At 71.0% G+C, this 20960-nt stretch carries 20 protein-coding genes; 9 read left to right on the top strand and 11 right to left on the bottom strand.

The window, feature by feature from the left end:
* Positions 1-16: 16 nt before the first annotated feature.
* From galE to galT, 3 genes are all read right to left on the bottom strand, one after another.
* A complete protein-coding gene (gene galE / locus FSY98_RS05520) occupies positions 17-994 on the bottom strand; it encodes a UDP-glucose 4-epimerase GalE (RefSeq protein ID WP_144874689.1) in 978 nt (325 codons plus the stop codon).
* 114 nt (positions 995-1108) lie between these two features.
* Positions 1109-2293: a galactokinase gene (galK, locus tag FSY98_RS05515; RefSeq protein WP_144874687.1), complete on the bottom strand. Its 1185-nt coding sequence runs from the start codon at positions 2291-2293 to the stop codon at positions 1109-1111.
* On the bottom strand, positions 2290-3474 hold the full coding sequence (gene galT, locus FSY98_RS05510; RefSeq protein WP_144874684.1) for a galactose-1-phosphate uridylyltransferase: 1185 nt from the start codon (positions 3472-3474) through the stop codon (positions 2290-2292). The genes galK and galT overlap by 4 nt, the downstream gene beginning before the upstream one ends.
* 136 nt (positions 3475-3610) lie before the next feature.
* Between galT and FSY98_RS05505 the strand changes: the two genes are divergently transcribed.
* The 6 genes from FSY98_RS05505 (at position 3611) to FSY98_RS05480 (ending at position 10336) form a co-directional block, all read left to right on the top strand.
* Positions 3611-4636, top strand: a complete 1026-nt coding sequence (locus FSY98_RS05505; protein WP_260857289.1) for a LacI family DNA-binding transcriptional regulator — start codon at positions 3611-3613, stop codon at positions 4634-4636.
* Positions 4637-4851: 215 nt separating this feature from the next.
* Positions 4852-6015, top strand: coding sequence for a Gfo/Idh/MocA family protein (locus FSY98_RS05500; RefSeq protein WP_144874682.1), 1164 nt, complete (start codon positions 4852-4854; stop codon positions 6013-6015).
* Positions 6012-7190: a dihydrodipicolinate synthase family protein gene (locus FSY98_RS05495; RefSeq protein ID WP_144874680.1), complete on the top strand. Its 1179-nt coding sequence runs from the start codon at positions 6012-6014 to the stop codon at positions 7188-7190. Before FSY98_RS05500 ends, FSY98_RS05495 begins: the two co-directional genes overlap by 4 nt.
* On the top strand, positions 7187-8050 hold the full coding sequence (locus tag FSY98_RS05490; RefSeq protein ID WP_144874678.1) for a sugar phosphate isomerase/epimerase: 864 nt from the start codon (positions 7187-7189) through the stop codon (positions 8048-8050). Before FSY98_RS05495 ends, FSY98_RS05490 begins: the two co-directional genes overlap by 4 nt.
* A gap of 130 nt (positions 8051-8180) precedes the next feature.
* Positions 8181-9239: a LacI family DNA-binding transcriptional regulator gene (locus tag FSY98_RS05485; RefSeq protein ID WP_144874676.1), complete on the top strand. Its 1059-nt coding sequence runs from the start codon at positions 8181-8183 to the stop codon at positions 9237-9239.
* Positions 9236-10336, top strand: coding sequence for a glycerate kinase (locus FSY98_RS05480; RefSeq protein ID WP_144874674.1), 1101 nt, complete (start codon positions 9236-9238; stop codon positions 10334-10336). Before FSY98_RS05485 ends, FSY98_RS05480 begins: the two co-directional genes overlap by 4 nt.
* Before the next feature lie 35 nt (positions 10337-10371).
* Here the strand turns inward: FSY98_RS05480 and pgm are convergent, their stop codons facing one another.
* Positions 10372-12015: a phosphoglucomutase (alpha-D-glucose-1,6-bisphosphate-dependent) gene (pgm, locus tag FSY98_RS05475; protein WP_144874672.1), complete on the bottom strand. Its 1644-nt coding sequence runs from the start codon at positions 12013-12015 to the stop codon at positions 10372-10374.
* Between the two features lie 150 nt (positions 12016-12165).
* Here pgm and pheA point away from each other — a divergent pair, with 150 nt between their 5' ends.
* On the top strand, positions 12166-13116 hold the full coding sequence (gene pheA, locus FSY98_RS05470; RefSeq protein WP_144874670.1) for a prephenate dehydratase: 951 nt from the start codon (positions 12166-12168) through the stop codon (positions 13114-13116).
* Positions 13117-13171: 55 nt separating this feature from the next.
* Here pheA and FSY98_RS05465 read toward each other — a convergent pair whose 3' ends face one another.
* Positions 13172-13378 (bottom strand): methyltransferase, encoded by a 207-nt coding sequence (locus FSY98_RS05465; protein ID WP_260857288.1) that lies wholly within the window; start codon positions 13376-13378, stop codon positions 13172-13174.
* A gap of 121 nt (positions 13379-13499) precedes the next feature.
* On the bottom strand, positions 13500-14588 hold the full coding sequence (locus FSY98_RS05460) for an LLM class flavin-dependent oxidoreductase (RefSeq protein ID WP_144874667.1): 1089 nt from the start codon (positions 14586-14588) through the stop codon (positions 13500-13502).
* Between the two features lie 212 nt (positions 14589-14800).
* On the opposite strand from FSY98_RS05460, the gene FSY98_RS05455 reads away from it, so the two are divergent.
* On the top strand, positions 14801-16534 hold the full coding sequence (locus tag FSY98_RS05455) for a sodium:proton antiporter (RefSeq protein WP_144874665.1): 1734 nt from the start codon (positions 14801-14803) through the stop codon (positions 16532-16534).
* A gap of 185 nt (positions 16535-16719) precedes the next feature.
* Here FSY98_RS05455 and FSY98_RS05450 read toward each other — a convergent pair whose 3' ends face one another.
* Positions 16720-18135 carry a dicarboxylate/amino acid:cation symporter gene (locus FSY98_RS05450; RefSeq protein WP_144874663.1) on the bottom strand — a complete coding sequence of 472 codons (1416 nt, stop codon included), beginning with the start codon at positions 18133-18135 and terminating at the stop codon, positions 16720-16722.
* Positions 18136-18311: 176 nt separating this feature from the next.
* Positions 18312-18650 (bottom strand): hypothetical protein, encoded by a 339-nt coding sequence (locus FSY98_RS05445; RefSeq protein WP_144874661.1) that lies wholly within the window; start codon positions 18648-18650, stop codon positions 18312-18314.
* Between the two features lie 106 nt (positions 18651-18756).
* Between FSY98_RS05445 and FSY98_RS05440 the strand changes: the two genes are divergently transcribed.
* On the top strand, positions 18757-19131 hold the full coding sequence (locus FSY98_RS05440; protein WP_144874659.1) for a YbjQ family protein: 375 nt from the start codon (positions 18757-18759) through the stop codon (positions 19129-19131).
* A 16-nt stretch (positions 19132-19147) separates the two neighbouring features.
* Here the strand turns inward: FSY98_RS05440 and FSY98_RS05435 are convergent, their stop codons facing one another.
* Genes FSY98_RS05435 through FSY98_RS05425 form a run of 3 tightly spaced genes read right to left on the bottom strand, consistent with a single transcriptional unit; the run spans position 19148 to position 20765 of the window.
* Positions 19148-19378 carry a helix-turn-helix transcriptional regulator gene (locus FSY98_RS05435; RefSeq protein WP_144874657.1) on the bottom strand — a complete coding sequence of 77 codons (231 nt, stop codon included), beginning with the start codon at positions 19376-19378 and terminating at the stop codon, positions 19148-19150.
* A complete protein-coding gene (locus FSY98_RS05430; RefSeq protein ID WP_144874655.1) occupies positions 19375-20148 on the bottom strand; it encodes a hypothetical protein in 774 nt (257 codons plus the stop codon). The genes FSY98_RS05435 and FSY98_RS05430 overlap by 4 nt, the downstream gene beginning before the upstream one ends.
* Positions 20148-20765: a hypothetical protein gene (locus tag FSY98_RS05425; RefSeq protein ID WP_144874653.1), complete on the bottom strand. Its 618-nt coding sequence runs from the start codon at positions 20763-20765 to the stop codon at positions 20148-20150. Before FSY98_RS05425 ends, FSY98_RS05430 begins: the two co-directional genes overlap by 1 nt.
* Between the last annotated feature and the right edge of the window lie 195 nt (positions 20766-20960).

Here is a 20960-nt window from a genome sequence, read left to right as displayed (position 1 = left end):
GGGTCGCCACGCGACGTCAGGACGCGCGCCGACGCGCCTCCCAGCCCGTGCGCACCATGTCGTCGACCGAGTAGCGCATCCTCCAGTCGAGGTCGCGGGCGGCGAGCTCGCCGGTCGCGACGATCCGGTCGGGGTCGCCGGGGCGACGGGGACCGATCTCGGGGGTGAAGTCGATGCCGGTGACGCGGGCCACGGCATCCATGATCTGCTTCACGCTGAGGCCGTCGCCCGAGCCGAGGTTGTAGGCCGGCTCGATCGGGTCTCCGGCCGCGAGGCGCTGGGCGGCGGCGACGTGCGCGGCGGCGATGTCGCCGACGTGCACGTAATCGCGCACGTTGGTGCCGTCTTCCGTGGCGTAGTCGTCGCCGAAGATCTTCGGGGTGTCGCCGCGGAGCAGCGCCTCGAACACGATCGGGAAGAGGTTGTGCGGGCTCACGTCGTACACGGTGGGATCGGCGGAGCCGACGACGTTGAAGTACCGCAGCGAGGTGTGGCGCAGCGGCGCCTCGGTGTCGGCCGTCGCCGTGGCCTGGTCGCGCAGCAGCCACTCGCCGATGAGCTTCGACTCGCCGTAGGGGCTCGCGGGGCGCTTCGCGGTGTCCTCGACGACGAGGGGCACATCGGGCGTGCCGAACACGGCGGCGGACGACGAGAAGACCATGTTGCGCACGCCGGTCGCCTGCATGGCCTCGAGGATCACGCGGGTGCCCTCGACGTTCTGGGCGTAGGTGTGCAGTGGGCGCTGCACCGAGACCCCCGCGTACTTGTACCCGGCGACGTGGATCACGCCCTCGGCGTCGTGCTCGCGCAGCGTCCGCTCGACGAGCTCGCGGTCGAGGATGGTGCCTCGTACGAACGGCACCCCCTCGGGGGCGAAGGAGGCGACGCCGCTGGACAGGTCGTCGATGATGACGGGCGAGAGTGCGGCATCCGCGAGTGCTCGCACGACGTGGGCTCCGATGTAGCCGGCGCCGCCGGTCACGATCCAGGACATGATCCTCCTCCTGCCGCGGCGTCCGCGGCTCGGTCCATCTTCTCAGGCGCTTTCGAATCGCGTGAATTGCCGTTCCGAGGGGCGTCGGGCTGCCGTTCGCGCTACTCGAAACGGTCAGTCGTCGCGCTGCGCGCCGGCCGATGGCACGACCGTGAAGACCGTCGGCTCGGCGTAGCCGGATGCCGCGAACGCGGCGCGCACGGCATCCGTCACCGCCTGCTCGGCGTCGCGTTCGATGAGCGCGATCGCCGCGCCGCCGAAGCCGCCGCCCGTCATCCGCGCACCGAGGGCGCCTGCGGCGAGGGCGGACTCCACCGCGGTGTCGAGTTCGGGCACGGAGATCTCGAAGTCGTCGCGCATCGAGGCGTGCGACGCCACCAGCAGGTCGCCGATCGCCCGCGGACCGTGCTCGCGGAGGGTGCGGACGGTGTCGAGCACGCGCTGGTTCTCGGTGACGATGTGCCGCACGCGGCGGAAGGTGACGTCGTCCATGACCCGCTCGGCGCGAGCGAGGTCGGCGGTGTCGACGTCGCGCAGGCTCAACACGCCGAGCAGCTCAGCGCCCTTCTCGCACGACGCCCGCCGCTCCCGGTACCCGCCCGTGGAGTGGGCGTGCGAGACATGGGTGTCGATCACGAGGACCTCGAGTCCGGCGTCGATGACGCCGACGGCCACCGCCTCGGCCTCCAGCGATCGACAGTCGAGGAAGATCGCCGCGTCGGTCTCGCCCAGCATCGACGCCATCTGGTCCATGATGCCGGTCGGCGCGCCGACGGCCTCGTTCTCGGCCCGGCGCCCGATGCGGGCGAGCGCGGTGCGATCGAGGCCGGCTCCCCACAGGTCGTTGAGAGCGGATGCCGTGGCGCTCTCGATCGCCGCCGACGACGAGAGTCCGGCACCGACCGGCACGTCGGACGCGATCGCGAGGTCGACGCCGGAGCCCCGTGCCCCCGCCTGACGCAGGGCCCACGCGACGCCCAGCGGATAGGCGGCCCACTCGGGCACCCGCGGACTCGCTCCGGTGGCGGTGGGGAACAGCTCGTCGAGCTCGGCCAGCGCCACCTCGACGGGCTCGGGCGCGAACGTCGACGCGACGCGGATGCGGTCGTCGTCCCGTCGTGCGGCTGCGGCGACCGTGCGGTGCGGGATCGCGAACGGCAGCACGAAGCCCTCGTTGTAGTCGGTGTGCTCGCCGATGAGATTGACGCGGCCGGGTGCCGACCACACGCCCTCCCTGGGAGCGTCGGAGAGGTCGGCGAGCAGCGTCATCGCGTCGGCGCGGGCGCCCGCGGCGGTCATGCCGTCACCTCGCCGACGCTCTCGACGGCTTCGCGGAGTCGCGCCGCGCCCTGCTCGGGGGTCACCTCGGCGGCCCACGCCCACATCGCGGCCTCGGAGCCCGCGAGGAATTTCAGCTTGTCGGCGGCGCGTCGGGGGCTCGTGAGCTGCAGGTGCAGTCGCACGGTGTCGCGCCCGGTGTGCACCGGTGCCTGGTGCCAGGCGGCGATGTACGGCGTCGGCGTGTCGTACAGCGCATCGACGCCGCGCAGCAGCCGCAGGTACAGCGGGGCCAGCTCGTCGCGCTGCGCGGTGGTCGTGGCGGCGAGGTCGGGCACGTGCTCGTGCGGCATCAGGTGCACCTCGAGCGGCCACCGTGCGGCGAACGGCACGAACGCGGTCCAGTGCTCGCCGCGCAGCACGACGCGCTCTGAGTCGCGCTCGGAGTCGAGGATCCGCTGGAACAGATCGGGCGCCGTGCGGTCGATCGAATCGAGGAGCCTCGTGGTGCGGGGCGTCACGTACGGGTAGGCGTAGATCTGACCGTGCGGGTGCGGCAGGGTGACCCCGATCGCCTCGCCGCGGTTCTCGAACGGGAACACCTGCTCGACGCCGGGCAGCTGCGACAGGGCCGCAGTGCGGTCGGCCCACGCCTCGATCACGGTGCGGGCCCGGGTCACGGTCTGGGTGCCGAACGATCCGGTGTGCTCAGGGCTGAAGCAGACGACCTCGCAGCGGCCGACCGAGGTGCGAGTGCGGCCGAGGCCGAGCGCGGCCAGGTCGTCGAGTCCGCGGGGCGCATTGCCGGCCTCGGGGGCCGTGCCCGTCGCCTCGGCGAGGGCGGGCCCGAAAGCGGGGGAGCGGTTCTCGAAGACCGCGACGTCGTAGCGCGACGGCACCTCGGACGGGTTGGTCGGCGACTGCGGGGCGAGGGGGTCGGCGTCGGCGCTCGGCATCATGACGCGGTTCTGGCGGTTCGCCGCGACCGTGATCCAGTCGCCGGTCAGGGTGTCGAGGCGCATGGTGGCGGTCTCGCCGCGCGCGTCGAGTGCTCTGGTGTCGACGGCGCGGTCGGGGCCGAGCTCGGTGTCGGGGTCGTCGAAGTACAGGAGCTCCCGCCCGTCGGCCAGGGTCGTGCGGCGCTTGACGACGCCCGCGGTCAGGGTCTCGGCCGGCAATGCGGAGGTCTCGTCCGTGTTCACGTCAACATGGTAGATCGCGGCGCGTGGTAACGTCAACACGGCGGCGCCGGACGATGCCCACGACGGTCTTCCGGAGCCGGGCGTGGAGAGCACGAGACAACGGTCCGCGATGGCCTGTACCACCGGGAGGCGAAGGATGAGTAACGGCACCGAGCCCGCCGAGGCGCGCCGCGTCTCCGGCGGTGACCGCGTCTCGATGGCCGCGGTCGCCAGTCGCGCCGGCGTCTCGGGGCAGACGGTCTCGCGGGTCGTGAACGGCAGTCCGCGGGTCGACCCCGCGACGCGGGAGCGGGTGGAGCGTGCGATGGCCGACCTCGGCTACCGGCCGCACCGCGCCGCCCGCGCGCTGCGCACCGGGCGCTCCCAGACGATCGGTCTCGTGGTGACCACGCTCGCGACGATCGGCAATTCGCGGATGCTGCAGGCCACGGCCGAGGCCGCGGCGCACCGCGGGTACGCCCTCACCCTCGTGACCGCGGGCACCGGTGTCGATGACGCCTTCGAGAGGCTCGCCGAGCAGGGCGTCGACGGTGCGATCGTGCTCAACGAGGCGTCGGCGCTGGTGGCGTCGGCACAGCGCCCGGCCGGTCTGCGGCTGGTCGTCGTCGACGCTCCCGCCGAGTCGGGCCTGGTCGTGGTGCACAGCGATCACGCCGGCGGAGCCGCCGTCGCGACACAGCGCCTGCTCGATCTCGGCCATCGCACCGTGCATCACCTCGCCGGCCCCGCAGAGTCGTTCGCCGCCGCCGAGCGTGAGCGCGGCTGGCGTGAGACGCTGCGTGCGGCGCGCATCGAGCCCCCTGAGCCGGTGCGCGGAGACTGGTCCGCCGAGACGGGGTACGCAGCGGGCGAGGCGCTGGCCGCGGCATCCGCGGTCTTCTGCGCGAACGACCAGATGGCGCTCGGGCTCCTGCGCGCGTTCGCGGACGTCGGCCGCCTCGTCCCAGAGAACGTCGCCGTGATCGGCTTCGACGATGTGCCGGATGCCGCGAACTACCGCCCCCCGCTGTCGACCGTGAGGCAGGATTTCGCGGCCCTCGCGCAGCGCGCGGTCGAGGTGCTGGTGGGCGAGATCGAGGGTGCGCCCGTCGCCGCGACATCCGTCGTGCCGGCCGTGCTCGTCGAGCGCGCGAGCACCGCTGACGCGCTCCGCACCTGCTGACGCGCCCGAGCACCCGCTGACGCGCTCCGCACCCGCTGACGCGCTCCGCACCTGACGCGCTCCGCGCACCTGACGCGCTCCGCGCCCCTGCCCGCGCCGACTCGGTTCCGCGCCGGACGAAAGCGCTTGCGTAACCTCCACGGGCCATGCCATGATCTCGGAAAGCGCTTACCCACAGCGGCCGAGGTCGCGACGCATCGACAGGACGGACCAGCATGGCACAGGCCACGACCCGCGAGATCGGGATCATCATGAACGGCGTCTCTGGGCGCATGGGCTATCGGCAGCACCTCGTGCGGTCGATCCTCGCGATCCGCGATGAGGGCGGCATCGAGCTGCCCGACGGTTCGCGCGTCACCGTGAAGCCGCTGCTCGTCGGCCGCAGCGAGGCGAAGCTGGCCGAGCTCGCCGCGAAGCACGGCATCGACGACTACACGACCGATCTCGACGCAGCGCTGGCCGACCCGCAGTGGGAGATCTACGCCGACTTCCTGGTGACCAAGGCCCGGGCGTCGGCGCTCCGCAAGGCGATCGCCGCCGGCAAGGCGATCTACACCGAGAAGCCCACCGCCGAGTCGCTCGACGAGGCCATCGAGCTCGCCCGCCTCGCCGACGACGCCGGGGTCAAGACGGGTGTCGTGCACGACAAGCTGTACCTGCCCGGGCTGCAGAAGCTCAAGCGCCTCATCGACTCGGGGTTCTTCGGCCGCATCCTCTCGGTGCGCGGCGAGTTCGGCTACTGGGTGTTCGAAGGTGACTGGCAGCCGGCGCAGCGACCCAGCTGGAACTACCGCTCGGAAGACGGCGGCGGCATCATCGTCGACATGTTCCCGCACTGGAACTACGTGCTCGAGAACCTGTTCGGCGAGGTGAAGAGCGTGTACGCACAGGCGGCCGTGCACATCGCCGACCGCTGGGACGAGAGGGGTGAACGCTACACCGCGACCGCCGAGGACGCGGCGTACGGCATCTTCGAGATCGAGGGCGGTGTCATCGCCGAGATCAACTCCAGCTGGACCGTGCGCGTGAACCGCGACGAGCTCGTCGAGTTCCAGGTCGACGGCACGCACGGATCCGCCGTCGTCGGGCTCTTCGGTGCGAAGATCCAGCCCCGCAACGCCACCCCAAAGCCTGTCTGGAACCCCGACCTCGAAGATACGCACGACTACGACGCCGACTGGCAGCAGGTGCCGACGAACGACGTGTTCCTGAACGGGTTCCGCCAGCAGTGGCAGGAGTACCTCGTCTCATACGTCGAGGGCACCCGGTATCCGTTCGACCTGCTCTCCGGTGCCCGCGGCGTGCAGTTCGCCGAGGCCGGCCTCACCTCCTCCGCCGAGGGGCGCAAGGTGCCGCTCGAGCCGCTGACGCTGCGATGACCGCGCTCCGACTGCTCGCGCCAGACGGGTCGCTCTCCGACGCCGAGCTGCAGGACGGCGCCGGCTACGCGCGCCCCACCGCTCCGCTGCGGAGCCGTGTCGCCTACGCCGCGGCGCATGTGGTGCCCAAGGCGCACGCCGACAACACGCCCGGCCAGCCGGCCGACATCGACTGGGACGCGACGCTCGCGTTCCGCCGCAACGTGTACTCGTGGGGGCTCGGCGTCGCCGACGCCATGGACACCGCGCAACGCAACATGGGCCTCGACCCGGCCGCCGTGCGCGAGCTCATCGCCCGCAGCGCCGAGGTCGCCCGCGAGGAGGGAGCCTCGGTCGTCGTCGGGGTCAACACCGACCACATCGACGAGCACCGCATCTCCCTCGACCAGGTGATCGACGCGTACAAGGAGCAGCTGCACTTCACCGAGGAGCAGGGGGCGGGCCCGGTTCTCATGGCCTCGCGTCACGTCGCGCGGGCGGCGACGGATGCCGACGACTACCGCCGCGTCTACCGCGAAGTGCTGGCGAGCGCGAGCACGCCGGTCGTGCTGCACTGGCTCGGGCCGGCCTTCGACCCTGAGCTCGAGGGCTACTTCGGTGCGATCGACTGGCAGACGGCATCCGCGGTGCTCCTCGACATCATCGGCGAGCACTCCGACAAGGTCGCCGGTGTGAAGATGAGCCTGCTGAACGCCGAATCCGAGATCTCCGTCCGGGAACGCCTGCCGGAGGGCGTGCGCATGTTCACCGGCGACGACTTCAACTACGTGGGCCTCATCTTGGGCGCTGACGGGCGCGGGCAATCCGACGCCCTGCTCGGCGCGTTCGCGGCGATCACCCCGGTCGCGTCCGCCGCGATCCAGGCGCTCGACGCCGATGATCCGCAGCGCTATCTCGACATCCTCGGCCCCACCGAGGAGCTCAGCCGTCAGGTGTTCGCCGCCCCGACCTTCTACTACAAGACAGGCGTCGCGTTCCTCGCGTGGTTGAACGGGCATCAGCCCGCCTTCCAGATGGTCGGCGGCCTGCATTCCGCTCGCAGCCTCCCGCACCTCAGCCGCATCGTCGAACTCGCCAACGCCTCGCTCGCGCTGGAGGACCCGGAGCTCGCTCGGGAACGATGGCACGGGATGCTGCGCCTCAACGGCCTCGATCTCGGAAAGGCCGGCGCATGACCGTCGACCCGCGCCTCAGCATCAACCAGGCGACCATCAAGCACGCCGACCTCGCGACGGCCCTGCGCGTGACGGCGGATGCCGGCATCCAGGCCATCGGCCTGTGGCGCGAGCCCGTGAACGAAGTCGGCCTCGACGTCGCGGCGCGCATGCTCGGCGACTCGGGGCTGCGCTTCACGACGCACTGCCGCGGCGGGTTCTTCACACTCCCCGACGGGCCGGAGCGGGTCGCGGCCCTCGACGACAACCGGCGGGCGATCGAAGAGACCGCGACGCTCGCGGCGGCGGGCGCGGAGGGGTCGACGGCCGTGCTCGTGCTCGTCGCGGGAGGACTCCCCGCCGGTTCCCGCGACCTCATCGGCGCGCGCGAGCGGGTGCGCGACGCGCTCGGAGCGCTGGCGCCGGATGCCGAGGCGGCCGGCGTCACGCTGGCGATCGAGCCGCTGCATCCGATGTTCGCGTCCGACCGCGCGGTCGTCTCGACCCTCGGCCAGGCGCTCGACCTCGCCGCCGACTTCGCCCCGTACGTCGTGGGCGCGGCGGTCGACACGTTCCACGTCTGGTGGGATCCGCAGGTGCTCGAGCAGATCGCCCGCGCCGGGCGCGAAGGGCGCATCGCCACCTATCAGGTGTGCGACTGGAAGACCCCCCTGCCGGCCGACGTGCTGCTGTCGCGGCACTACCCCGGCGATGGGGTCATCGACTTCGGCTCGCTCACCCGCGCCGTCGTCGACACCGGATACGACCGCGACATCGAGGTCGAGATCTTCCACGCCGACGTGTGGGCCGACGACCCGGCGCGGGTGGTCCGCCGCACGGCCGAGGCGTTCGCCGCCGCGGTGTCTCCGCACCTGCCGTGAGCCTTCCGGGGCCGGATGGCTGGCTGAATCCCGGATGGCGGGGCGGATGCCGGCATCCCGCCCGCCACGCGGGGGAACGCCAGCCGAACGGGCACACCGCGACGGCCGCACCGGCCACTAGGCTCGGGGCATGACCGTGCCGGAAAGCCCTTCCCGCGCGCGCCAGCCGCGGACGCCGCGAGGCGCCACCCCGACGCTTCATGATGTCGCGCGCGAAGCGGGGGTGTCGTTGGCGACGGCATCCCGCGTGCTCAACGGCTCCGACCGCAAGGTCGCCGAGTCGTTCCGCGAGCGCGTCGAGCAGGCAGCCGCCGCCCTCGGGTACACGGCGAACGTCTCGGCGCAGGCGACCGCGCGGGGCACCTCGCCGGTGATCGCGCTGCTGGTCGCCGACATCGCCGACCCGTACTTCGGTCTCATCGCCGCCGGGGTCGCCAAAGGGGCCGACGAAGACGGCCTGGTGGTCACGATCGCCGTGACCGAGCGCGACCCCGCGCGTGAGGCCCGGATCGTGCGGGCCCTCCGCGGGCAGCGGCCGCAGGGGCTCATCATCGCGGCCTCCCGGACGACCGGATCAAGCGACTCCGCGACCGAGGTGGAACTCGACGGATTCGGCCGCTTCGGCAGCAGGGTCGTGACCTTCGGCGCCCGGGTGGACGATCACCGGCACGTCGAGATCGACAACCGCTCGGGAGCAGAAGACCTCGGCCGGCGCATGGCCGCGCTCGGCTACCGCTCTGCGATCGTCGTGGGCGCGGCGCCGGGCGTGCTGACGTCCGACGAACGCCTCGGCGGCTTCACGAGCGGCTTCGAACAGGCGGGCGGCAGGGTGGATCGGGTACTGCGCGGAGACTTCCGCCGGGAGTCCGGAGTCGAAGCGATGGCGACGGCGCTCGCCGACGGGGTGGCAGCTGGCACCCTCGTGTTCGGCATGAGCGACGTCATCGCGATCGGCGCGATGTCGGCGATCCGCGCGGCGGGCCGAGAAGTCGGCGCCGACATCGCCGTGTGCGGCTTCGACGACGTCCCCGCGAGCAACGATGTCACCCCCGCGCTCACGACGGTGCGGATGCCACTCAGCGACATCGGCTACCAGGCCTTCCGTGCGACGGTCGACGCCGACTGGCAGCAGACACCGCTGCCGCTCGAGGTCATCGTCAGAGCCAGCACCCCGGGAGTCGCCGCATGACCAGGGTGGTGCTGGCGCCCGACAGCTTCAAGGGCACGATCACGGCAGCGGATGCCGCCGCGGCCCTCGCCGAGGGGTGGGCGATCGTCGACCCCCACGCGGAGTTCGTGCACCGGCCCATGGCCGACGGCGGGGAGGGCACGGTGGCGGCCTTCGCCGCGGCGGTGCCCGGTGCGCGGCGGATGCCCGTGACCGTCGACGGACCGGCGGGATCGCCGATCGACACGGGGTGGCTGCTCCTTCCGCCGGGCGGCGACACCCCGGGCGGCACCGGCGTCGTCGACCTCGCCTCGACGTCGGGCATCGAGCTCCTCGCCGAGCTGCGCCCCTGGGACGCCGATACGACCGGTGTCGGTCAGGCGGTCGCCGCCGCCCTCGACCACGGCGTCTCGCGCGTGATCGTCGGCATCGGATCGAGCGCATCCACCGATGGCGGGATGGGGATGCTGACCGCCCTCGGCGCGCGGTTCCTCGACGCCGCGGGGGAGCCGGTCGCACGAGGTGCCCGCGGACTCCTCGACGTCGCGACGGTCGATCTCACGGCGCTGCGCGCCGCGCCCGAGGTGCGGGTGCTCACCGACGTCACCAACCCGCTCGTCGGTCCGCGCGGAGCCGCGGCGGTGTTCGGCCCGCAGAAGGGGCTCCTCCTCTCGGACATCGGACCGGTGGATGCCGCGCTGGCGCGTCTCGCCGATCTGCTCGGCCTCGACCCCGCGACGCCCGGCACCGGCGCAGCGGGCGGCACCGGCGCAGCGCTCGTCGCCTGGGGTGCTGCCCTCGCCCCGGGTGCAGCCGAAGTCGCGGAACTCGTCGGCCTCGAGTCGGCGATCCGCGGAGCAGATCTCGTCATCACCGGTGAGGGCTCCTACGACGGGCAGTCAGGCGACGGCAAGGTCCCGTCGTTCATCGCCGGCCTCGCAGCCTCCGCCGGAGCGACCGCCATGCTCGCCGCCGGGCGCATCACCGATGACTCCGACACGACGCTGTTCACGGCATCCGCTTCGCTCACCGAGCTCGCCGGATCGTCGGATGCCGCGCTCGCGGAGCCCGCGCGCTGGCTCCGCGACGCCGGCGCAGCGCTCGCCCGCTCGCGCTGAGTGCGTCTCGTCGGGCGGTGACCCGCGCCCGGGACTCAGCCCCCGAGCGCGGCGGAGACGACGGCTCGCGCCTCCTCCTGCACCTCGGCGAGGTGCTCGGGGCCGCGCAGGCTCTCCGCATACAGCTTGTAGACGTCTTCGGTGCCGGACGGACGTGCGGCGAACCACGCGTGCTCGGTCTGCACCTTGAGGCCGCCGATCGCGGCGCCGTTGCCCGGGGCCTGCGACAGCTTCGCCGTGATCTCCTCGCCCGCGAGGGTCGTGGCGGCGACGGCATCCGGTGCGAGCTTGCCGAGCGTCGCCTTCTGCTCGGGGGTGGCCGGGGCGTCGACCCGCTGGTACGCCGACGAGCCGAAGGCCTCTTCGAGCTCGCGGTACCGCTCCGACGGCGTCTTGCCGGTGACGGCGATGATCTCGGCGGCCAGCAGGCAGAGCAGGATGCCGTCCTTATCGGTCGACCAGACGCTGCCGTCCTTGCGCAGGAACGATGCGCCGGCCGACTCCTCGCCGCCGAACGCGACGGATCCGTCGAGCAGTCCGGGGACGAACCATTTGAAGCCCACCGGAACCTCGAGCAGACGGCGACCCAGCGACTCGGCGACGCGGTCGATGATCATCGACGACACGAGCGTCTTGCCCACCGCGGCGTCGCGGGGCCACTCGGCGCGGTGCGAGAAGAGGTAGTCGATCGCGACCGCGAGGTAGTGGTTGGGGTTCATCAGCCCGGCGTCAGGGGTCACGATGCCGTGGCGGTCGGCATCCGCGTCGTTGCCGGTGAGCACGTCGAAGTCGCCCTTCTTGGCGACGAGCGAGGCCATGGCCGACGGCGACGACGGATCCATGCGGATCTTCTCGTCCCAGTCGAGCGTCATGAAGCGCCAGGTGGGGTCGACCTCGGGGTTCACGACGGTGAGGTCGAGGTCGTGCACGTCCTTGATGTGCGCCCAGTAGTCGACCGACGCGCCGCCGAGGGGGTCGGCGCCGATGCGCACGCCCGCACGGCGGATCGCGTCGAGGTCGATGATCGTGGCGAGGTCGCGCACGTAGGCGTCGCGGAAGTCGTAGCTCGGCAGGGCATCCCAGTCGATGTCGGCGAAGCTCTCGCGCCTGACGCCGTCGAGGCCGTTCGCGATGAGCTCGTTCGCCCGGTCGGCGATCCATCCGGTCGCGTCGGTGTCTGCGGGGCCGCCGTGCGGCGGGTTGTACTTGAAGCCGCCGTCGCGCGGAGGGTTGTGCGACGGGGTGACGACGATGCCGTCGGCGCGCCCCGCGGCATCCGCAGCGAGGTCGCGGTTGAAGGTGAGGATCGCGTGGCTGAGCGCTGGGGTCGGCACCCACGAGTCACGGGCGTCGACGCGCACGTCGACGCCGTTCGCGACGAGCACCTCGATGGCGCTGCGCTCGGCCGGCAGCGACAGGGCGTGCGTGTCGCGGCCGAGGAAGAGGGGGCCGGTGATGCCCTGCGCGGTGCGGTAGTCGACGATCGCCTGGGTCGTGGCGAGGATGTGGTTCTCGTTGAAGCTGTTCGAGAGCGAGGAGCCGCGATGGCCGCTCGTGCCGAAGACCACCCGCTCGGCGGCGACGTCGGGATTCGGCGTCCGATCGTAGTAGGCGGCGATCAGCTCGTCGACGTCGATCAGGTCAGTGTCCTCCGCGGGGAGGCCGGCACGGCTCGTCATGCAGACAGTCTGCCCCCTGGGCGGCCGGAGTGCATCCCCGTTGACATGGCCTTCGACCCGTCTTGGTTTTCGAATCGCGCAAGTGGTCGCGTTTCCGCTCCGGAAACAGCCACTTGCGCGATTCGAAAGCGATTCTCGACCAGGGCTAAGGTGAAACGCGTGACCGAACGCCGCACCTACAGCTATCTGGGCCCTGCCGGAACGTTCACGGAGGCAGCGCTCGACCAGGTCGCCGAGGCGCGGGGTCAGGACCGGCGTGCCGTGCACAACGTCGGCGAGGCGCTCGCCGACGTGCTGGAGGGGCGCAGCCACGCGGCGATGATCGCGATCGAGAACTCCGTCGAGGGCGGGGTCTCCACGACCCAGGACGCTCTCGCCACCATTCCCGGGCTGCGGATCATCGGCGAGTACCTCGTGCCGGTGAACTTCGTGCTCGTCGCCCCGCGAGGCACGACGCTGGCCGACGTGCAGGTGATCGCCGCGCACCCGGTCGCGTATGCGCAGTGCCACGGCTGGCTCGGCGCGAATGTGCCGACGCATTCGCACGTGCCGGCGGCCAGCAACGTCGCCTCGGCGATCGGCGTGCTCGACGGGTCGCTGCCGGCGCAGGCGGCCATCGCCGCTCCGGGAGTCGTGAATCACCTCGACGTGGACGTGCTCGCCGAGGGCATCGGCGACAACGCGCAGGCCGTCACCCGTTTCGTGCTCGTCACGCGCACGACCACGGCACCGGCGCCCACCGGCGCCGACAAGACCTCGCTCATCGTCGAGCTCCCGGGCGACCACCCCGGATCTCTTCTCGAGATGCTGGAGCAGTTCTCGACCCGAGGGATCAACCTCTCTCTGATCCAGTCGCGGCCCATCGGCGACGAACTCGGCCGCTACCGCTTCGTCATCGACGCCGACGGGCACATCTCGCACGAGCGCATGGCCGACGCACTGCTCGGCATCCGTCGGTTCAGCCCGCGCGTCGTGTTCCTCGGCTCGTACCCGCGGGCCGATCGGCAGATCGTGCAGTACCCCGACCGCTACGCCGACGACGTGTTCGTCGAGGCGCGGGACTGGCTGCGCGGCATCCTCTCCGGCGAGCCGGAGGCGTAGCCCCGCCCGGGTCGCTGGCGGACCCGCCCGGGGCCGCTCGGCCCGGCCGCCCGGGTCAGTGCTCGACGAACCGCGGCCAGGAGCTGCCCGGCCGCATCTTCGAGTGCAGGGCTCCCTTCGCCGACTCGAGGCTCGGGTAGGTGCCGCTCGCGGCATCCGAACCGGCCATGACGACGGTGTACCCCTCGTCATCATGGCGGATGCTGCCGACCACGCCGTTCGTCCCGTAGGCCACCCAGAGTGCCAGGGTCTTGGTGCTCATCATCGAACCCCTTCCGTTGCGGCTGACGCTACGCCCGCCGGCGCACGAAAGCCACCCCTTGCAGGATCACGAGGATGCCGTGCGCGGCGGGGGCGGCGGCGGTGGCGGTGGATGCCGTGCGCTACCGGGCGGCGGGCGCAGCTGCGGCGGCGGTGGCGGATGCCGTGCGCTGCTGTGCCGCGGCGACGAGTTCGAGCGTCTGGGCGCGGCCGGCGGCGCTGTCGCGCGGCTCGGATTCATATGCCCCGGCGACCGGCGACAGCATGACCTCGTCGACGCCGTAGGTCGAGGCGAACGCGCTCACCTCGTCGGCCACCGACTCACCGGTGCCGACGAACCACCGCGACCGTGCGGCCTCGACGACCTGATCGGTCGCGGCATCCGTCTCGGCTGCGAGTGCCTCTTCGACCGTCTCGAGCGCGACGAGCGGCTTGTTCAGCCGAAGGCGAGCCATCATGCGCAGCTGCGGCAGGGCGCGGGCCTCGGCCTCCTCCTGCGTGGGGGATGCGACGACGTTGACCGTGAGGAACGTGCGCGGCTCGGGGTGATCCTCGCTCGGCTGGTAACCGCTGCGGTAGAGATCGAGTGCCCGCTCGAGGCCCTGCCCCGAGAAGTGGTTCGCGAACACGTAGGGCAGTCCGTGGGCGGCTGCGAGCTGTGCGGAGTAGTCGCTCGATCCGAGCAGCCACACCTCGGGCGAGCCGGTCGGGGCGGGCGTGGCGCGCACCGTGTACTCGCCACCCGACGTGAACCGCAGGGTCGCGCCATCGCCCGACACGAGCGCGCCGATGTCCTGCACGTGGCGGGGGAACTGCTCGACATCGCTGGTCGTGCCCGATCCGCGCAGGAGCTGGGTGATGACGGGGTCGCTGCCGGGAGCCCGACCGAGGCCGAGGTCGATGCGTCCTGGCGCGATGGCTTCGAGCGCCGCGAACTGCTCGGCGACGATGAGCGGGGCGTGGTTGGGCAGCATGACGCCGCCCGAACCGAGCCGGATGGTCGAGGTGCGCATGGCCGCGGCCGCGATGAGCACCGGGGGAGTGGTCGACGCCACGGCCGGCATGTTGTGGTGCTCGGCGAACCAGAAGCGGCGATATCCCAGACGGTCGGCCGTCTCGGCGAGGGACAGGGAGGCCGCGATGGCCTCGGCGCTGGTCTGCCCGGTGCGCACCGGGACGAGGTCGAGAACGGAGAGAGCAGTCACCCCCACCCCAACCGTCGGGCGGGCCAGGACATTCCCCCGCCCCTCCCTCCCCGTCTTCCCCCGGGTCTTCCCGTCTTCCGCGTCGAGCCACCTCTCGTCCCGCGAGCCACCCCCATGCGCACGGTACCCACGGGTGTGGCTCGCGCGCGGGAATGGCTCGGCGTTCGCGGTGGGGGTGCGTGACGAGCCGAGCGAAGGCGGCGCAGTAACTTAGGGGCATGGATGCCGAGATCTTCTACGTGCTGGTCGGTGCCGTCGTCGTGGCGGCGATCGCCCGATGGCGCGGCTGGCCGGCGCCGCTGCTGGTGACGGTCACGGCGCTCGCGGCATCCTTCCTCCCGTTCGTGCCCGATGTCGAGATCGACGGGCACCTGCTGTTGAACATCGTGCTGCCGCCGTTGCTGTACTCGGCGGCTCTCGACGTGTCGTTCGTGGGGTTCCGGCGCAGCCTGCCGCAGATCCGGCGTCTGGGCGTGACTCTCGTGCTGCTCACCGCGCTCGCAGTGGGTTTCGTCGCGTGGTGGATCCTGCCGTCGCTCACCCTGCCCGGCGCACTGCTGCTCGGGGCGATCGTCGCCCCGCCCGACGCCGTCTCGGCCGCCGCGATCGGCCGCAAGCTCGGGCTCCCTCGCCGCATCATGACGGTGCTGTCGGGCGAGAGCCTCATCAACGACGCGACCTCGCTGACGCTGTACCGGGTGTTCGCCGCGATCCTCGCCGGCGCGACGCTCACCGTGTGGGACGGCATCTGGCAGTTCCTCGTCGCCGTCGGAGTGGGCGTCGCGGTCGGGCTCCTGTTCGGCGCGGTGCTGCATCAGCTGCGCATGCGCATCAACGATGCGGTCGTGATCGGCACGTTCGGGCTGCTCGCCCCGTTCGGCGCCTACGCGATCGCCGAGCACCTGCTCGGATCCGGGGTGCTGGCCGTCGTCGCCATGGGCCTCTTCGTCGGCTACAACTCGCCGCGCACCGACTACACGACCCGTCAGCAGGAGAAGCCGCTGTGGCTGTCGGCCGACCTGCTGCTCGAGAGTTTCGTGTTCGCGTACATCGGCCTGCAGTTCCCGCGGGTGCTCCGCGACCTGGGCGGCGAGGAGGTCGGCCGCATCCTGCTGCTCTCCGGAGCCGTGCTGCTCGTGGTGCTCGTGATGCGGCCGCTCTACGTCTATCCGACGAATGCATGGGCGAACTTCCAAGACCGACGGCGCCTCGCCCGTTGGGATCGCGCGGTCGAGTCGGGAGCGTTCGAGGGTCGTCGCCGCGAATCGAAACGGTGGCGCGAGTACGACCCGGATGAGATGCGCTCCCAGATCGTGCGCGACCGGATGGCGGGACTCCAGCTCACCTGGAAGGACAACGCGATCATCTCGTGGGCGGGAATGCGCGGCGTGGTGACGCTGGCGACGGCGCTCGCCGCGGCCGATCTCGCGACGCTGGGCACCGAGCCGTCGCATGCGATCGTCGTCGTGGCGTTCATCGTGACGGTCGGCACGCTGCTGCTGCAGGGGCTGACGCTGCCGGTGCTGATCCGCGGACTCGGCATCGCGAGCGACGTCGACGAGCAGGACGACGAGAAGGCCCTCGACGCGATCAAGACGAAGAGCCGTGAGGCAGGCAAGAAGTACCTCGACGAGAAGCGCGCCGAGTGGGAGGCGACGCACGGCCACGTCGACCTCGAGATGTTCGACGCGTTCACGAGGCGCATGACCCGCGTCGAGCGCGACACCGACGAGGCGCAGGAGGTGGAGGATGCCGTGCAGAAGCGCCCCTCCTACGACGATCTCGCGGCCCTCTCACGAGGCTGGTTGAAGGTGCGTCGCGAGATCCTCCTCGAGGAGCGCGACGCCGGCAACCTCGACGAGGAGGTCATGCGCGAGCTGCTCGCCGCCATGGATGCCGAGGAGCTGGCGCTCGACACCCGCGGCGCCACCCGCCAGCAGGGCCGCGCCTGAGCATCCCCCGCGCCGCACACGCAGCCGCACCACGCGCCGCGCAGCATCCCACCGTCGTCGACGCCCCTGCTGAACGCCGACGCCCCCTCTCAATGACGTGAATGAGAGGGGGCGTCGTAGCGGGGCAGGGGCCTCGGCGTGGTGCGCCCGCGTAAAGCAGGCGCTTCGCGATGCGGAGCGGTCGGTCAGCGCGCTCCGGCCGGTGCAACGGATTCGGATGCCGCGGCATCCGCCTCGTCGTCGCTGTCGTCGGCGAAGGGCAGGCCCTCGCGCGGCGCGTTGTAGAGCTCCTCGTTGAGGATGCCCTCGCGCTTGGCGACGATCGCCGGGACGAGCGCCTGACCGGCGACGTTGACCGCGGTGCGGCCCATGTCGAGGATCGGGTCGATGGCGAGCAGCAGGCCGACGCCCTCGAGCGGCAGCCCCAGGGTCGACAGCGTGAGCGTGAGCATGACGGTCGCGCCGGTGGTGCCGGCGGTTGCGGCGGATCCGACGACCGAGACGAGAACGATCAGCAGGTACTGCACGAAGTTCAGCTCGATGCCGAAGAACTGCGCGACGAAGATCGCGGCGATGGCGGGGTAGATCGCGGCGCAGCCGTCCATCTTCGTCGTCGCGCCGAACGGCACGGCGAACGAGGCGTACGAGCGGGGCACTCCGAGGTTGCGCTCGGTGACGCGCTCGGTGAGCGGCAGCGTCCCGATCGACGAGCGGCTCACGAAGCCGAGCTGCACGGCTGGCCACACGCCCGAGAAGTACTGCTTGATCGACAGGCCGTGGGTCTTCACGAGCACCGGGTAGACGACGAACAGCACGATCGCGAGGCCGATGTACACGGCGATCGCGAACCAGCCGAGCGCGGCGAGCTTCTCCCAGCCGTACTTGACGACCGCGGCGCCGATCAGGCCGAACGTGCCGATGGGGGCGATGCGGATGATCCACCACAGCACGCGCTGGATGACCTTGAGCAGCGACTCGGTGAACGCGAGGAACGGCTCGGCCTTCTTGCCGGCCTTAAGCGCGGCGATGCCCACGGCGACGGCGACGACGATCACCTGCAGGATGTTGAAGCTCACGCTCGAGGTGACGGTCTGCGCGTCGAAGTCGGCGTTCGAGCTCACGCTCAGCCCGAGGAAGTTCTGGGGGATCAGGCCGAGCAGGAAGTTCCACCAGGTGCCGACGGTGTACGGCTCGCTGGGCTCGAGGCCGTCGCCGGCGCGGGAGCCCGGCTGGAGGACGAGCCCCAGCACGATGCCGATGGTCACCGCGATGAAGGCGGTGATGGCGAACCAGAGCAGGGTCTGTCCCGCGAGGCGGGCGGCGTTCTGCACGCGGCGCAGGTTCGAGATGCTCGCGACGATGGCGGTGAAGATCAGCGGGACGACGGCGGCCCGCAGCAGCGTCACGTACGAGCTGCCGATCGTGTCGAGCGTGGCGGAGAGGCCGTTCGGCTCGGTGGCCGTCGCGCCGAGCTGGCGGGCGATGAGGCCCGCGGCGATGCCGAGGACGAGGGCGGCGAGGATCTGGAAGCCGAACGAGGTCAGCAGCTTCCGGACGGGCCCGCGGGTGTCGGGCGCCTTGGTGCGCGCAGTGGTGCTCATGGGGTGGGGAACTCCGGGATAGGTGCGCGAATGGGGGTGCGCGCGTGACAGAACGATGCGCGCGGATGCACGCCATATCGCTCAACGCTAGGAGCGGGCCGACATTCCCCGGGGGGATATGACGAAGGATGACGGATGCTGAGGCATCCGTCATCCTTCGGGTGGAACCGCCGGTATCAGCCCGCGCACTCCTGGAGGTTGTCCGTGATGATCTTCGTCGTCAGGGCCTTGTCGTCCTCGTTCGCCTGCTTGTCCTCGCCGTTGGCGATGTAGCGCAGGGTCTCGTCGCTGAGGTCGGAGTCGACGAGCTTCTCGGCGAAGCAGTCGGCGACGTCGTCGGTGACGATGTCACCCATGCCCTGGTCCTCGAAGACCTGTCCGAGGCCCTCCGAGACATCACCGGCGGACGGACGGCCGGGGCCGCCGCAGGCGGCGAGGGAGAAGGCGAGTGCCGCGATGGGCAGCGCCATGAGGAGGCGAGAGGTGGGGCGCAGGTTCCGGTCGTTGAGCTTCATGCATCCAGAATATTGGTGCACAGCGAATTCATAGAGGGGGTTGCATGGGGAGAAATCCCCACGCCAGAATCTGTTCCCCCGCTTCGCGTTCTGTCACGATGGCGAGATGTTCATGGTGACGACGAACGACATCCCCGGCTACCGCATCACCCAGGTGCTCGGCGAGGTCATGGGCCTCACCGTGCGGTCGACCGACTTCGGCCAGGGTTTCGCGGCGGGGTTCCGCTCGCTCGGCGGAGGCGAGATCCCCGAGTACACCCAGGTCATGTACGAGGCGCGTCAGGTGGTGATGGGCCGGATGTGGGCCGAGGCGCAGCAGCGCGGCGGCAACGCGATCGTCGCGATGCGGTTCGACGCCGGGTCGATCGCCAACTTCACCGAGATCTGCGCGTACGGCACCGCGGTGGTCGTCGAGCCGCTCACTCCACCGGCACCGCAGCCGCCGCAGCCGCCGCAGCCGCCGGTGCCGCCGGTCGCCTGACCCCGGCATCCGGCCCTCAGGCCAGCACGAGCAGGTCGCCGACCTCGCACTCCAGCGCATCGCAGATCGCCCGCAGAGTCGAATACCGGATCGCCCTGGCCCGGTCGTTCTTGAGCACCGACAGGTTCACGATGCTCACGCCGACGCGGGCGCTCAACTCGGTCAGCGTCATGCCGCGCTCGGTCAGAAGCTCGTCGAGACGGCAGTGGATGCCGGTCAGCTCGTCGTCGTTCTCGGCCGGGCTCACACGAGGCCCCTGGTGTCGTCTGCGAGCGTCTCGTTCTCGCGCTGCAGCGCATCGCGTTCCTGCTGCAGTCTCATCCCCACCCGGAAGACGCCGGCGAGAGCGGCGAGCAGGAGCGCTCCGATGAACGGCAGGGGTGTCACGGTGACCTGGTATCCCCACGGGTACCACTCGCTGTCGGCAGGCAGCGCCTCACGCAGGCCGGCCGTGGCGGCGATGCCGCTCAGCAGGTCGGCCGCGATGCCGAACACGAGCATCGCGATGGCTCCGCCGACGAGGGCGCGGGTGAGCGTCCGGGTGAAGGCGCGTCCGCGCAGCGTGTTGAAGCAGATCACGGCCAGCACGGCGACCGGGGTGGTCTGGCAGAGGAGGACGGCGATGTGCGCCGCGGCGGCCAGCAGACGCAGCCCGAGCGAGGCGTCTCCTACGGTGAAGGAGGTGAGCTGCTCCGAGCCACAGGTGAGCATGGTGGTCGCGGCATCGCCGAACATCGAGCAGGGGATGCCGTCGGGCCAGTCCAGGTACACGGCGGTCGCGCCGTCGAATTCGGCCCAGTCGACGGCGAAGGCCTTGACGACGTGGATCACCGCTCCCACGACGGAGCCGAGCACCCACACGCTGGTCAGGGTGAGCGTCGTGTCGAGGGCGATCGTGGTGCTGCCGCGGCGCCGCCCGATCCACACGACGAGCAGGATGACGAGGGCGAACACTGCGAGAGCGATCGCGATGTTCGCGAGCGCGGGCCAGACGGTCTGCGAGGTGAAGGTGAACATCAGACGAGTCCTTCCGTGTCCTTCTGCAGGCGGTCGCCGATCGAGAAGACCGTGGTGATGAGGGCCACGACGAATGCGGCGAGGATGAAGGTGAAGGGCTCGACGGTGATGACGGCGTTGTCGATGCCGTTCTCGGTGAGGCGCGACACTGCGGCGTTCGCGAGCATGTTGTCGAAGAAGCGCACCGCCGAGAAGCCGACGAGGCCGGTGATGCCGGCGGTCGCGACGAGCGCCGTCCGGCCACGGCCGAAGATCCTCCCACTGATCGTGCTGCGGGCCAGCAGGATCAGGCACGCGATGACGACGACCACGGCGATGATCTGCACGATCTGCGCGATGACCCCCGGCACGACGGCGACGAGAGGGAGCTGCGGCGCGACGATCGTGCCGCTGCCGAGTTCGACCGCGACGGTTCCGCCGGTGGTCAGGGGCAGGTCGACCCTGTCGCCCATGAACTCGACCGGCACCGCCACGTCGGTCCCCCGAACGAGCTCGATGATCCGCATGATCGAGAAGACCGTGAAGTACAGGGCGATGACGGCGCCGGCGATGCAGAACCCGACGAGGGATGCGACGTCGCCGCGGCTCAGCGTGCGGTCGTTCTTCATGGAGGACATGGTCCGCTCCTTATCGACTATCGTTGTTACCGACAATCGTTAACATAACGACTCTCGATATGTCCGTCAACAGCTCCTCCGGGCGATCGGCCGGCAGACGCCCCGGCGCTATGCCCAGGGCGAACACGGGCATACTGCCTCCGCACGGTGGTTACTCTCGATGTACAGGCGCGGAGACCGTCGAGGAATCCCCGC

It is taken from the genome of Microbacterium sp. 1.5R, from assembly GCF_007667425.1.
In the GTDB taxonomy this organism is placed as follows: Bacteria; Actinomycetota; Actinomycetes; order Actinomycetales; family Microbacteriaceae; genus Microbacterium.
Note: the sequence above shows the minus strand (reverse complement) of the source record. Positions and strands in the feature narration are given on the sequence as shown.

Excerpts from the sequence above, each read along its gene's own strand:
- galE (WP_144874689.1), bottom strand. The coding sequence starts at position 994 with ATGTCCTGGATCGTGACCGGCGGCGCCGGCTACATCGGAGCCCACGTC.
- galK (WP_144874687.1), bottom strand. The coding sequence starts at position 2,293 with ATGACCGCCGCGGGCGCCCGCGCCGACGCGATGACGCTGCTCGCCGAC.
- FSY98_RS05505 (WP_260857289.1), top strand. The coding sequence starts at position 3,611 with ATGAGTAACGGCACCGAGCCCGCCGAGGCGCGCCGCGTCTCCGGCGGT.
- FSY98_RS05500 (WP_144874682.1), top strand. The coding sequence starts at position 4,852 with ATGGCACAGGCCACGACCCGCGAGATCGGGATCATCATGAACGGCGTC.
- FSY98_RS05495 (WP_144874680.1), top strand. The coding sequence starts at position 6,012 with ATGACCGCGCTCCGACTGCTCGCGCCAGACGGGTCGCTCTCCGACGCC.
- FSY98_RS05490 (WP_144874678.1), top strand. The coding sequence starts at position 7,187 with ATGACCGTCGACCCGCGCCTCAGCATCAACCAGGCGACCATCAAGCAC.
- FSY98_RS05485 (WP_144874676.1), top strand. The coding sequence starts at position 8,181 with ATGACCGTGCCGGAAAGCCCTTCCCGCGCGCGCCAGCCGCGGACGCCG.
- FSY98_RS05480 (WP_144874674.1), top strand. The coding sequence starts at position 9,236 with ATGACCAGGGTGGTGCTGGCGCCCGACAGCTTCAAGGGCACGATCACG.
- pgm (WP_144874672.1), bottom strand. The coding sequence starts at position 12,015 with ATGACGAGCCGTGCCGGCCTCCCCGCGGAGGACACTGACCTGATCGAC.
- FSY98_RS05465 (WP_260857288.1), bottom strand. The coding sequence starts at position 13,378 with ATGAGCACCAAGACCCTGGCACTCTGGGTGGCCTACGGGACGAACGGC.
- FSY98_RS05455 (WP_144874665.1), top strand. The coding sequence starts at position 14,801 with ATGGATGCCGAGATCTTCTACGTGCTGGTCGGTGCCGTCGTCGTGGCG.
- FSY98_RS05450 (WP_144874663.1), bottom strand. The coding sequence starts at position 18,135 with ATGAGCACCACTGCGCGCACCAAGGCGCCCGACACCCGCGGGCCCGTC.
- FSY98_RS05445 (WP_144874661.1), bottom strand. The coding sequence starts at position 18,650 with ATGAAGCTCAACGACCGGAACCTGCGCCCCACCTCTCGCCTCCTCATG.
- FSY98_RS05440 (WP_144874659.1), top strand. The coding sequence starts at position 18,757 with ATGTTCATGGTGACGACGAACGACATCCCCGGCTACCGCATCACCCAG.
- FSY98_RS05430 (WP_144874655.1), bottom strand. The coding sequence starts at position 20,148 with ATGTTCACCTTCACCTCGCAGACCGTCTGGCCCGCGCTCGCGAACATC.
- FSY98_RS05425 (WP_144874653.1), bottom strand. The coding sequence starts at position 20,765 with ATGTCCTCCATGAAGAACGACCGCACGCTGAGCCGCGGCGACGTCGCA.